The following is an 11945-nucleotide window of genomic DNA, read 5'->3' on the forward strand; positions in this document are numbered from 1 at the left end:
GCTCATGGCAATCGCCCACTCCGACCACACGGCAAACTATCAAAAGGGCGACTACGCCTACCGCTCGACCGACCTGTCCAACAATTACTTTGTGCGAAACGGAAAGGCCGATGAATGGGCCGAGAAGTATGCCGACCGCATTCAGCAGCACTTGAATGCCAAGGAAGAGAGCTTTTCCATTGACGCTGACAACCAGTCGTTCCCGCCGAGCATCTCGGGGATTCAGTATGGGATTATTGCTTATGCGATAAATCAGAGAGAGTGGAAGGCTCAAGGCGCCAATGTTGAACTAGACGCCACTTCAAACGTCACAAATGAATCGAACATCAAATGGAGCGCTAAGTACGACCTGATAGCGAAATACGCAACAACCGCACCGAAGAAGCTTGTCGAGGACGGCGAGTACCTGCTCGCGCCGTCGCTCGGCCCCTCCCTTGCCGTGTCGGCCTCCGGCTCGGGCTGCTCGCTGAGCGCTTCCGCCAGCCCGATCCGCTTCGCCTTCGACGGGGCCACAGGCTGCTACAGGCTGACGAGCGGAGGCATGGCGCTCACCGCCTCCGGCAGCGCCGCCGTCCTGGCCGAGCCCGACGGGTCGGCGTCCCAGCTGTGGCGCGTCGAGGCATGCGAGGGGGGCTGGTCGGTCGCCTCGCTCGCGAGCGGGCTAGCCCTGGACGTGTACTGCCGCTCGACTGTCGAGGGCAACCTCGTGTGGCTCTACGAGCCAAACGGGACGGCCGCCCAGGCGTGGGAGCTCTCGGCGCCGAAATAGCCTAGTGAATCCGCGGCCTGGTTACTAGATCTTATATTTTGTTTTCAGCTCTTGAAAGGTCTAATCTAAATGCCCTTACTCCAAGGCTGATAAGGTTCCTATAGGTAGAATTCAGTTTATGAGCAACATAACACGGCCAATGCCAATTATTGTAAGCTAGCTGGGCAATACCCTGACCAATAACCAGTCCCCATGCACCAATGCCCAGAACTTTGATCATAAATACCGACAAAGCAAGACCAACAACCGATGAGATTAGGTAACTAAATGTATAAGGAATCTCATTCATACACATAATGAAACTACAGTACATTGAATGATGATTTAAAAGCACTGTATATACAGATAACAAAATAAATAAACCCAGATCGTATGTGTATTCTGGCTTTAAAACCTTTAGCAAAGGCAAAGCTATCGCAGCAACACTGATAACGCAAAGAAAGCAGGCAGCCCAATAAGCAATAGAGCATTTCCCGGCTATTTCGCTCTCGCGCGACGAGTCACCCCGTGTGTAGGCTGCCTGAAACTCAGGATAAGCAGATGCCGCATAGGCGGAAGCAAAGCTACAAATAGCATTAGCAAATTGAAGCAAAATTGCATAGGACCCAGCGTCTTCCAGAGATAAATACGCTGAGCATATCAAGGTTGAAACCTGTGTTGCAATATATAACGATATCATGACTACGCCGTCACGCCATGCCAAATAAAATATGGTAGCAAAAGTTGCTTTAATCTCTCCAAGCGAAACAGCAGTTGAATCAGAACGCAAACCTTTATTAATCCCATAATGTTTTCTTGCGTAAACAGACGTTAATAACCTGTACGCAACACTGTTAAACAAAAAACCAAAAGCAGCACCAATCAACCCAAGCCCCATAAATAGCAACAAGGGAGTAACCATCAGCTGGGAAACCTTAGCTAGTACCTGAGCCCTACTAGTTGCAGCAATGTCGCCGAAACCTCTTAAATATACATCAGCATATTGGAAATAAACATTGAGCATCATAGCGAGACAGAAAAGCGCCCACGAGAAGTCCCTCACGAAAGCGGATATGTCCGATCCGCTTGTTACATTCTCGATATAGATGGTTCCCGCAGAAAGCAATAGCAATAGGGTTACGCAAGCAATACAAGCATAAAAGAGTTTAGAGGTCTTCATGACACATTTAAGGAGATGCCAGTTAATTCCTCGTCCAGCACTATACTCGACCGAACCAGATTTTGAGAGAGCGCTGGCCCCGCTGATGCAATAGACAATATTTCGAGCGAATGCAGGCGAAAGACCCAAAAACAACAAAGACGGCCAGCCGGAAATGGCAATGAAGACATACCACAGACCAATTTCTGTATCGGAAAGAAAGATAAGCAGTATAGGAAGCAAAATAAAGCCGCTAATTGGTGTCAAAATTGTACACGCATATGACCAAATAACGTCTTTTGGACTCGTTTTAACATCAACATTGGGTTTTTCAATACCAGACAATTCATTATCTACGTTCATTAGCTCTCGGCATTTCATCATATTTCGAACTATTAATAGAACTATGGGACTGTTTACTCAAGGACGTCTTCAATAATCCTCTCAGTAATATCCTTTGTATCAATAGAATCAAACAGCCGTAAAGCACCAAGGCTCATCTCGTCGCGCGATGCGTCAATTTTACAAATAGCTCGTGATATTTCATGCGGCACAGACGAAGAAGTTAATCCACAATTATATCTTCCGAAAATACCCGTAAGACCAGGTACGTCGGATCCAAGCATCGGCACACCATAACAAGAATACTCCCAGATTTTATTAGGAGCGCAATACAACGCATTGAGCGGGGGGCAGTCACCCCCGTAGCAAATTGAATATGGAAGGAGGCCAATTCGAGCATATCGGGTAAAAGCGAGATGGTTTGGCGCAGGAATATACCCCAAGTACTCAACATTGGTATGTGTTGAAAGAAGTTTTTCTAGGCTAGCCTGCTGGACGGCATCAGTGGCCTTGCCCATTAAATAAAGAACAAACTCGCCACCGAGAGAATCAACAGCATCAGCAAACGGGAAAAGATTGCGATCGTCTGCAAATAACCCCTGATAAAGAATGATTTTTCTATTTTCCGACTTTATTTGATCTAGCCTATTATCATCTGAGGATAAATCAAACTCCGTATTCCGTTTAACGGTTGGTTTGTTGGGAAGAACGGTAGGCGTTTCGGGAAGTCTCCACATCGTTTGCTGTATAAACGCGCGATTATACTCAGGAACTACAACCTTTCTTGCAAGTCTAGCTAACTCAATTGTTTTTCTACTAAAGGGAGGCCGATTCCTGTGAAGAAACGCGGGCACTGTCTCCGTAAGTTCGGGCATCTGCATTACATGGTTGAAAGAACGCAATACATCACCAGCATCACGAACATCAATCGCCATAGTGGTCCAAACTATATCAATATCATCCTGGTACTTCTTTAAATACGACCTAATCGTACGTGGCACATTAAATAACATTTTACCGCGCCTTAACAACGTGCCCCCTCTTTCTCCTAAGGTAATAAAAGAAAAATTGGGGTTGTTGTTTACCGATTCGGGAAGGCACTCCGTATCCCCGCACGCTAAAAGGGTTACGCGGCATCCAATAGAGAGAAGATTTGTTACCAAACTAACCGCAGGGGGAAAACCGACTAAGCCCTCGCTGCAGGTCACAACAACATGATAATTCCTATTGAGCATTATTGGCCTTTCTATAAGATGGAGTAATCACATTTATCGCAACTATTGAAATTGAATTGATAAGGTCAAAGTGAAGTGAAACACACGTCTACTTTAGACTGCGGACAACTTCACGTATCTTTGACAGCAAACGCAGTATCGAATAATGCCCACTTCTTAAGGCGAAAATCGCCAACCGTCTATCAGCCCGAAGCCCACTCAGATTCGAGGCCAAGCTCAGACATCTAATGAGGTCTTCGGAATACCTTAAGCTATTTAGTCCAACCTCATCTTCTTGAATCGCCATCCATTCAGCGTACTGAGCAGCAGAGTCAATCCTGCAAGTCGCAAGACCCTCTAATAGATCATCGCAGGAAGGATATTCGATCTCCCATCGGCTAGCAAAATCTTCAGCAACATCCAAACAGCGGCAAACATCCCTATAAAAGTGCGGACAATAAGCCCTAGTAATTCCAGATCCAGGTCTATAAAAGTACAATTTGGCATCAGTAAAGCAAAAAGTCTTCGCCCGATCGTAAACAGTAAGAGACTGTAAAAAGTCCTCAGCAAAAGTCATCCCTTTAAAGGGAGAGAAATCAAAATCAAGCCCTACGCAATCGCGATGAATGGCCTTAAACCACATGGGGTTTTCAGACCCACTCGTAGAAGAACAAATCGCCCTAAGCATCTTCGGCTTTTCTTTATAAGAATAATATCTATATGGAGCATCACGAAGGCCTGACGATATCTCATCCGTATCTCGCGTGAATCCATACCTCACAACATCCGCCCCTGTCTTAGAGATAATGGAAGCTACGGTCTCGATTGCACCAGGAATAAGCATGTCGTCAGAATCGACACACATAACATATTCACCCGTTGCTTGTGCAAAAGCATCACGCCGCGCGAGCAGCAGGCCTTCATTCTCCTTATGAATAACGATAGTCCGCCATGCATTATTCGCGGCATATTCATCGCAAATAGCACCACTGTTATCAGTCGAACCGTCATCAACCATCACGACATCAAAATAGGGATATTTCTGCGAGAAAATCGAATCCAAGCACTCTTTTAAATATTGCTCGACATTATACACGGGCACGCACACGGTAATTGAAACCGCTGAATCATTTACTGAAGCACACGGATTGCTAGTTGTCATAATTCCTCGTCTCGCTCAACATGTCGTGTTTTAGGAAAGATTGCTCCACTACTCCACACGTAACGTAAGCTAACGTCAGGCAGAAATTAGATGTAAGGCAATCCGATGTGATCATGTTGACCATGAAAAAACCGACAATTACAAGTCCCCACAAAGAGGTGCCAGCCACATCCCAAAATAACCAGATAAATAGGATCATTGTCAATGGCGTTAATTCCAGCGCTATCTTAATTAGATCCATCTCAAATATCATTCCAAAGACCGCTTTAACGGTTTCACTAGCAGAACCAAAGCCGTAACTACGAAAACCTGAGCTTAGTAAGTAACAAAAAGTTGTACTTCGACCCATGGTAAACTGCTGTGGCTCTTTTCCAAAAAGCATGGTGGCAAAACTCCATTGTTCAGGAAGCAATAGCCAAGCCCATAATGCAACAACGAGGATCGTGGCAATTTTCAAAGACATCAAAGTGTTTCTCGAAACACGAATCCTCATTAACCTGGGGAAGAAAAGACTGACAATAAAAGCAAATACCGCTACCAAGATTGCCAAACGCTTAAATGTAAGAACGCAGAATACTGTTGCGAGAAACAGCCACGTCTTATTTTTTCTGAAAAATGCGAAATACAGCGTTAGCACTAGTGAAATACCTGAAAAGGAGGCGGATTCTGTCGCTGAGTCAGACTCTTGAAAGTTGGCGTTTAGAAAATCAGACACGCTGACCCCTTCTATACCCAAATTAACCAAATAGGCAATAAATGAGGCCAGAAGAACGATTACCATGCATTTATAAATGGCATCTTCATTAAGTGAATTCAAAAGAGCATATGCTAGCAGAATTGGCATACCAAGCCGCAGCAACTCCTCAGAAACAACTGACGAAAAAATGCCGGTGAAGAAGATACATCCTATGGAAACAATAGTAAAAACGATAAAGATGGCCAGTAGACTGTCGAACTGTTTGACGAAAACCTTTTCGCCGTTCCTGAATGCATAGGCAAATCCTGACACGCACGCAATAGCGGCGGTCAAGTACTTTGAGTAGGCAATTGTGGAGGAGACATCACCCCTCCCATACGCATCATCAACGAACGCTTTAATCACAAAAGTCAATACAAAAAACACCGCAGTCAAAATGGGCAAAATGGGCCTGTCACCCATCCGTGCCCGGAACGTGGAGCCGTAAGAATCAGTCTTCATCGACTTACCCCCCTTCTCTTGAGCAAAATGTCGCCAAAACCGCTTTTAAGCGCCACGTATCGAACAAAAAGCCTTTGGGGAAGCCTAAACACGCCAAACAAGCGAACTCGATGCTCGATCTCACCACATATTGCAGCACGAAGCTGCACGGACTCCTCATCCTGACCAGCAGCACGATATGCATTAAAGAGAAGCGCTATCTGCATGAGCTCCTTCGCTCTGCGATCAGAATCGGGAACATCAAAACGGTCAATATAGCGAAGAGCCCTTAGAGCGCTATCAGCAAAGCACGGGTTTACAACATGAGACATAGATAAAGCACTCTGCCTATAGCCATAAAACTCATGAGGAATGCAAAGAACAGAACGGCAAGCCGATTGCATGAGCTCCTCGATAAATACGAGGTCTTCAAAAAGAGAGTAGTCCTCGTTGCAAAGCCCATCTAACCCCCGATTCTCCCGCCAGCGTTCAAGCCGGTTCAAAGTGGTCGAGCGAAATAGAAACAGCCAGAGATAATGATCGAACCTCATTGAATAAGTGCCTGACAAAAATTCCGGTCCGGTCACAATACTTCCGCAGCCCTCAAGGTCATTGCCCCAGCATGGAGAATCAGTACCCTTGAAGGATGTGCATTCGAAGTGAATCGCATCTGCGTCGGTTTCTTTTGTATATTTATCAAGAGACGACAGTGACCCAGGCGCAATGACATCGTCCGAATCAACAAACCAAACCCACCGATCTAAATCCAAATTGTCCACCGCCGCAAACCCGGCGTTACGAGCGGAGGAAAGACCGCCATTGGCTTGGTGAATTACTCGCGCATTAGAGTTTTCGGCACAAAAAGAATCACATATAGAACCGCTATGGTCGGTAGATCCATCGTCCACGAGAATGAACTCGGCATCCGGAACACCGTCGTAAACTAAACTAGACAAACATTTTGGAAGAGTTTCTTCCGCGTTATACACGGGAACGATAATTGTAATCATGCTATTCTCCATGCCGCAATCCTAAGACCTTGGCAGGCACCCCCCCCCGCAATGGAAAATGAAGGCAGATCCTTGGTGACGACGGCACCGGCCCCGATGATGCAGCCATCACCAATGTGCACGCCCGGCATCACCATCACACGCCGACCTAACCAAACATCGTTGCCTACATAAATCGGTTTCATCGCTGCGTCACCTTGTGAGTCCATTGGGGAGCTAAGGCTGCCGTGTTCATGGTTAACGGTGTAGAACACCACCTCCGGCGCCATCAGGACGTGGTTCCCCAAATGAACCTCACCGTGCAGCTCACAGTTGCGCCCTATACGTGCATAATCACCCATATGTGTTTTTGAAGAAAACGTCGCATTTCGATCGATTACGATATGCTCGGCAGCTTCGGCACAGATCCGATGTGCAAAAAAAGAACGAGCATATCCTGCAAATGGAAACCATTGGTTCTGAGGCCACCATTTCACAAACACGGCGTAGGCCACGCGCCATAAGTTACGTGACATTTCGTTCACGCATGCTCCTCTTCGTATAGGTTCTGGTAAATGCCCACAAGCCTCTCAATGGCAGTATTTATACTGAAACTTCGTTCGATTTTTTTTCTGCCTGCAAGTCCAAGTTCTGTCCTCAGCTCAGTAGAGCCCGCGAGCTTCACAAGGAGTCTGGAAAGCGCTGCCACGTCATCGACACCCATAAGTAGGCCGTCAATGCCGTTCTCAACAAGCTGAGGAACACCTCCCACGCGAGTCGCAATCACGGGAACGCCGTGTGCCATAGCCTCCATCAAACTCATTGGCATCGCCTCGTTCTTTGACGGTAGACAGTAAATCCCGGATCTTTCGAAAAGACGTTCCTTGTCCTCGCCGCTCACCCATCCAAGGAAATCGCATCTATCAGCGATTCCTAATTCATGCGCAATGGCCTTATAACGTTCGAGATCTCCGTTGCCACCAAAAACGAGATGCATACCTGGGAAGGTGGCCAAAACATCCTTTGAAGCACGCAAAAGCACGTCAGGACTTTTATTCGAATCAAGGCGCCCCAGAAATAAAACATCTTTGTGCGAACAGGGTGAACAAGGCTTTGCCGGCACAGGCACACCATTGTGAAGGACAGTAAGCTTTTCGGGATCGAGCATGACATTATCTGCGAAATAGTCGCGCCACTCTTCGGAAAGCACGACGACGCGATCTACGCCGTTGAAGACAGTCCTCACCTTCTCGCGATAAGAGTCTCCACCTGTCTCGAAGTCTCGGGCAAATTCACCGCTATGCTCATGGAGAATAACTTTCTTGCCAGCCCTCTTGGCCATAGCGGCCATCATAGATTTACGCCAAAACGAACCCTTCGCGCTTATGTGAAGGTGCACGATGTCGAAGTCGCGAAGAGCGCGCTCATAGAATGGCAGAACGCGAGCGAAAGCAAGACTCTTGGAAAGTAGGTTAGGTCCCACGCCTGTGCCCAGATACGAAAACGCGGCACAACAATCAGCGAGCCCAGCGTGAAAGTAACCATCCACAACGGTGACGATGCCTCCTCTGAGAGAACGATCGGGACCCACCATAAGGACTCGTGCACTAGTGGCGTTGCCAGTCATGAGCGTCACCCTTGCGCCTGTCCCGCCAGCACTTCAGCGATGCGCTCGCTCGCATGCCCATCTCCATAGGGGTTCGAAGCATGGCTCATGGTATCGTACTCGGCCTGATCGGAGAGGAGCCGGCTGAACTCACGGTAGATCACGTCCTCCTCGGTGCCGACCAGCTTCAGCGTTCCTGCGGCCACGCCCTCGGGGCGCTCGGTGGTATCGCGCATGACAAGCACCGGCTTGCCCAGACTAGGCGCCTCCTCCTGGATGCCGCCCGAGTCGGTCAGGATGAGGTGGCTCACGGCCATGAAGTTGTGGAAGTCGAGAACCTCGAGCGGGTCGATGATGTGAAGTCGGTCGAAGCCGTCCAACTCCTCGTGCGCCGCCTTGCGGACGAACGGGTTCATATGGATGGGGTAGATCGCCTTAGTGTCCGGATGCTCCTCCATCACGCGGCGGATGGCGCGGAACATGCGGTGCATGGGCTCGCCCAGGTTCTCGCGGCGGTGCGCCGTGATGAGGATGAGGCGGGAGCCCTCGGCCCACTCGAGCTCGGGGTGGAAATAGCCCCCCCGCACGGTGGTGCGCAGTGCGTCGATTCCGGTGTTGCCAGTGACCCAGATCCTGGACTCGGGCTTGCCCTCGCAGAGCAGGTTCTGTTTGCTGGCATCCGTGGGGGCGAAGTAGTACTCGCTCACGATGTCGACCGCCTGGCGGTTGAACTCTTCCGGCCAGGGGCTGTAGATGTCGTGCGTGCGGAGGCCAGCCTCGACGTGGCCCACGGGAATCTGCAGATAGAAGCACGCGAGCGCCGCGGCGAAGCTGGTCGTGGTGTCGCCGTGGACCAGGACCACGTCGGGTCTCTCGTCCTCGAGGACGGCCTTAAGCTTTAGCAGTACACCGCATGTAACATCGAACAGTGTCTGGCCCGGCTTCATGATCGCCAAGTCGTGGTCGGGCGTCACGTCGAAGACGCGCAGCACCTGATCGAGCATCTCGCGGTGCTGGCCGGTAACGGTGACGACGGTCTCGAACTCATCAGCGCGCGCCTTCAGCTCATTGACGAGCGGGCACATCTTGATTGCCTCCGGGCGGGTACCGAAGACGAGCATGACTTTTTTACGCATTTGCTTTACTCCTCTTTGCTTCTTTGCGGAGAAGCAAGTAGAAACGGGTGTTACCGACTAGATAGCGTCTAACCAGGCGCTTGGGCTCCTGCATCATGCGGAAGAGCCACTCCAGGTTCGCGCGCTGCATCCACATCGGGGCTCGCGGGATGTTGCCGGAGACAACGTCGAACGAGCCCCCCACGCCCACGAAAGCGCCCTTGGCGCCCAGCTCGCGGAAACGCTCGATAAGGCGCTCCTTCTTGGGCGAGGTGATGCCCACGAACACGATGTCGGGCTCGGCCTGCTCAACCTCGGCGACCACGGCGTCGAACTCGTCGTCACCGAGGTAGCCGTCACGGTAGCCAGCGAGGGCCATATTGGGATATCTCTCGGACAGGACCTCGGCGGTCTTTGCGACCACCTCGGCCTTGGCACCCAGCAGGTAGACCCTATGTCCCTCGCGCTCAGCCAGCCCGCACAGCTCCCACATGAGGTCGATACCGGCTACGCGCCCAGGCAGGTCCACGCCCAGCTTCCTGGCGGCCATGACCATGGAGGCGCCGTCCGCGTTCACGATCTCGCAGCGGCGAACGCACGCGTCCATCTCGGGGTCGTCGCGCATCTGCAACAGCTTGTCTGCATTCACGCCGATCAGGTGTGCGAAGCGCCCTTCCTTGATGAGGGCGTCGGTCGCCTCGACGGTCTGATCCATCGTCCAGGGGTCGACGGGAGCGCCCAGGACTTCGACTCGCCCGGGAAGATCAACCAATGGACTAGCGCCTTCGTATTTCACTCTTGTCTCTTTAGAAAGCGTCATTTCCGCTGACAACCTCAATCACTGTGAGTAGGATTATTTTCAAATCGAACAAAACGCCCCGTTTGGCGATATATTCCAGGTCGCGACGGACCATGCCGTCGAATCCCGTCGAGTTACGTTCGGTAACCTGCCACCAACCGGTGATGCCCGGTTTCACGGCCAGGCGCTGGAGGTCGTACTCGGTGTACTCCGCGACCTCGTTCGGCAGCGGCGGGCGCGGGCCCACGACGGACATCTGGCCCAGAAACACGTTGATGAACTGCGGAAACTCGTCGATGGAGTGCTTGCGGATGAACTTACCGATCTTGGTGACGCGGGGGTCCTCCTTCATCTTGAACATGGCGCCGGCGATCTCGTTCTGCTCCTTGAGCTCGGCGAGGCGCTCGTCGGCGTCCTTGTACATGGAGCGGAACTTCCACATGCGGAATGTTGTCAGGCTGCCGTCGGGGCGGGTCTGTCCCACGCGGATCTGGCTGTAGAAGGGGCTCCCCTCGCTCTCCATGCGGATGGCCGCCGCCAGCACCAAGCTGGGGATTGCGATAACAACAAGAACGACACCGCTGAACACGATGTCGAAGGCGCGCTTCACGGCACGGTAGGCCAGGCGCGAGCGATCCCAGTCCATGATGGATTGCATGGCCTTGTAGCGGCCGACGCCCTCACGCCGGTCCATCGCCTGAGCAATCAGCGCCGCCCCCACGGGCGCATTGCTCTCTGTTACTTCTTTAGCAGTCACAGTCAAACTTACGTCCCCGTTCCCCAGGGATCCCCCAATCGGTAAATTCAAAAATGCGAACGAATAGCTGGTGCGACGTCTCCCTTACGTTTTGCTAGGAACGTCGAGCGGTAGCAGCTCCCTAAATGTGGAGTCACCCTCGCCCACGTCCACCAGGCACCAGCGTTTATGACGGTCAATCTTCTTTACACGGGCCTCTTGCCCCACCAAGGGACCCTGCTCTATGTGCAACACGCCGTCTTCTATGCGGGCTACGCTGTTGCGCACCACACCGTCGTCGTCGAGCACGCTGCGGTACCAGTCCTGCGCATCGTCCGGCATGGGCATGTACGCCCGCTCCCTACTGCCGGCGATGCGACAGCCAAAGCTCAACTGGGCCAAAGCCCTATCGAGCGCGGCGGCATCGTGCGTGGCGACGAAGAAATATTCCTTATACATGGGTTTGGTTTGGAGCGACCAGGCGCCGTCCCGCTTAAACCAGAACTCCTTTTGCATCACAAAAGCGTCCTGCATCAACTCGTGCGGGATAATGCGGCGGACCTTTTCGCAGGTCTCTCGCTCTTTTCCATGAGGGGTGTGGACCAGATACCAGCGGACGCGGCCGTGCTGGCTGTTGGTGGTGGCGCCGTTAAATGCGCCGGGCAGCTGCTCTTGGCGCCGTGCCGTCTGTCCCATGTTCTCGCCCCCTCTTTTGGCTTTGCGATGCACGCAAATGCAGGGGCGTTTAGAACAGGCTTCTCGCTCGCAGCTAGGCGCAGTCGCAAAAGTACAGGTTTTTGTAGAGGGGTATGGAGATGTGTCTGCTTGCGCAGCAATTTGCGTAATCTGGGAAAACGGCCTGAATTAACTCGTATAATGACCTGTGTCGAAAGATACG

The 11945-nt window shown here is 51.1% G+C and carries 11 protein-coding genes and 1 pseudogene; 1 reads left to right on the forward strand and 11 read right to left on the reverse strand.

Going from position 1 to position 11945, the window contains the following annotated elements; genetic code table 11:
- The first annotated feature begins 4 nt into the window (after positions 1-4).
- On the forward strand, positions 5-769 hold the full coding sequence (locus tag ACTQ0H_RS06660) for an RICIN domain-containing protein (RefSeq protein WP_441547969.1): 765 nt from the start codon (positions 5-7) through the stop codon (positions 767-769).
- A 31-nt stretch (positions 770-800) separates the two neighbouring features.
- On the opposite strand, the gene wzx is transcribed toward ACTQ0H_RS06660, so the two are convergent.
- The 11 genes and pseudogenes from wzx to ACTQ0H_RS06715 all read right to left on the reverse strand — a co-directional run bounded on the left by wzx (position 801) and on the right by ACTQ0H_RS06715 (position 11743).
- Positions 801-2270, reverse strand: coding sequence for an O-unit flippase-like protein (wzx, locus tag ACTQ0H_RS06665; RefSeq protein ID WP_441547970.1), 1470 nt, complete (start codon positions 2268-2270; stop codon positions 801-803).
- A gap of 53 nt (positions 2271-2323) precedes the next feature.
- Entirely contained in the window at positions 2324-3484 is a 1161-nt protein-coding gene (locus ACTQ0H_RS06670) for a hypothetical protein (RefSeq protein WP_441547971.1), read from the reverse strand.
- 88 nt (positions 3485-3572) lie between these two features.
- Positions 3573-4625, reverse strand: coding sequence for a glycosyltransferase family 2 protein (locus ACTQ0H_RS06675; RefSeq protein ID WP_441547972.1), 1053 nt, complete (start codon positions 4623-4625; stop codon positions 3573-3575).
- Positions 4615-5823 carry a hypothetical protein gene (locus tag ACTQ0H_RS06680; RefSeq protein WP_441547973.1) on the reverse strand — a complete coding sequence of 403 codons (1209 nt, stop codon included), beginning with the start codon at positions 5821-5823 and terminating at the stop codon, positions 4615-4617. The genes ACTQ0H_RS06675 and ACTQ0H_RS06680 overlap by 11 nt, the downstream gene beginning before the upstream one ends.
- Positions 5820-6812, reverse strand: coding sequence for a glycosyltransferase (locus ACTQ0H_RS06685; protein ID WP_441547974.1), 993 nt, complete (start codon positions 6810-6812; stop codon positions 5820-5822). The genes ACTQ0H_RS06680 and ACTQ0H_RS06685 overlap by 4 nt, the downstream gene beginning before the upstream one ends.
- A 41-nt stretch (positions 6813-6853) precedes the next feature.
- Positions 6854-6982, reverse strand: a pseudogene (locus tag ACTQ0H_RS06690) (DapH/DapD/GlmU-related protein); the annotation flags it as partial.
- Positions 6983-7332: 350 nt separating this feature from the next.
- Entirely contained in the window at positions 7333-8418 is a 1086-nt protein-coding gene (locus tag ACTQ0H_RS06695) for a glycosyltransferase family 4 protein (RefSeq protein ID WP_441547980.1), read from the reverse strand.
- A gap of 5 nt (positions 8419-8423) precedes the next feature.
- Positions 8424-9533 (reverse strand): non-hydrolyzing UDP-N-acetylglucosamine 2-epimerase, encoded by a 1110-nt coding sequence (wecB, locus tag ACTQ0H_RS06700; protein WP_441547975.1) that lies wholly within the window; start codon positions 9531-9533, stop codon positions 8424-8426.
- Positions 9526-10284, reverse strand: a complete 759-nt coding sequence (locus ACTQ0H_RS06705; RefSeq protein ID WP_441547976.1) for a WecB/TagA/CpsF family glycosyltransferase — start codon at positions 10282-10284, stop codon at positions 9526-9528. Before ACTQ0H_RS06705 ends, wecB begins: the two co-directional genes overlap by 8 nt.
- A gap of 34 nt (positions 10285-10318) precedes the next feature.
- Entirely contained in the window at positions 10319-11068 is a 750-nt protein-coding gene (locus ACTQ0H_RS06710; protein ID WP_441547977.1) for a sugar transferase, read from the reverse strand.
- A gap of 84 nt (positions 11069-11152) precedes the next feature.
- Positions 11153-11743: a hypothetical protein gene (locus ACTQ0H_RS06715; protein WP_441547978.1), complete on the reverse strand. Its 591-nt coding sequence runs from the start codon at positions 11741-11743 to the stop codon at positions 11153-11155.
- Positions 11744-11945: the final 202 nt, after the last annotated feature.

The sequence above is a fragment of the Collinsella sp. LCP21S3_A3 genome, assembly GCF_052118905.1.
Lineage (GTDB): Bacteria > Actinomycetota > Coriobacteriia > Coriobacteriales > Coriobacteriaceae > Collinsella.

Coding starts and splice junctions, on each gene's coding strand:
- ACTQ0H_RS06675 (WP_441547972.1), bottom strand. CDS start 4,625: ATGACAACTAGCAATCCGTGTGCTTCAGTAAATGATTCAGCGGTTTCA.
- ACTQ0H_RS06715 (WP_441547978.1), bottom strand. CDS start 11,743: ATGGGACAGACGGCACGGCGCCAAGAGCAGCTGCCCGGCGCATTTAAC.
- ACTQ0H_RS06680 (WP_441547973.1), bottom strand. CDS start 5,823: ATGAAGACTGATTCTTACGGCTCCACGTTCCGGGCACGGATGGGTGAC.
- ACTQ0H_RS06670 (WP_441547971.1), bottom strand. CDS start 3,484: ATGCTCAATAGGAATTATCATGTTGTTGTGACCTGCAGCGAGGGCTTA.
- ACTQ0H_RS06660 (WP_441547969.1), top strand. CDS start 5: ATGGCAATCGCCCACTCCGACCACACGGCAAACTATCAAAAGGGCGAC.
- ACTQ0H_RS06695 (WP_441547980.1), bottom strand. CDS start 8,418: ATGACTGGCAACGCCACTAGTGCACGAGTCCTTATGGTGGGTCCCGAT.
- wzx (WP_441547970.1), bottom strand. CDS start 2,270: ATGAACGTAGATAATGAATTGTCTGGTATTGAAAAACCCAATGTTGAT.
- wecB (WP_441547975.1), bottom strand. CDS start 9,533: ATGCGTAAAAAAGTCATGCTCGTCTTCGGTACCCGCCCGGAGGCAATC.
- ACTQ0H_RS06685 (WP_441547974.1), bottom strand. CDS start 6,812: ATGATTACAATTATCGTTCCCGTGTATAACGCGGAAGAAACTCTTCCA.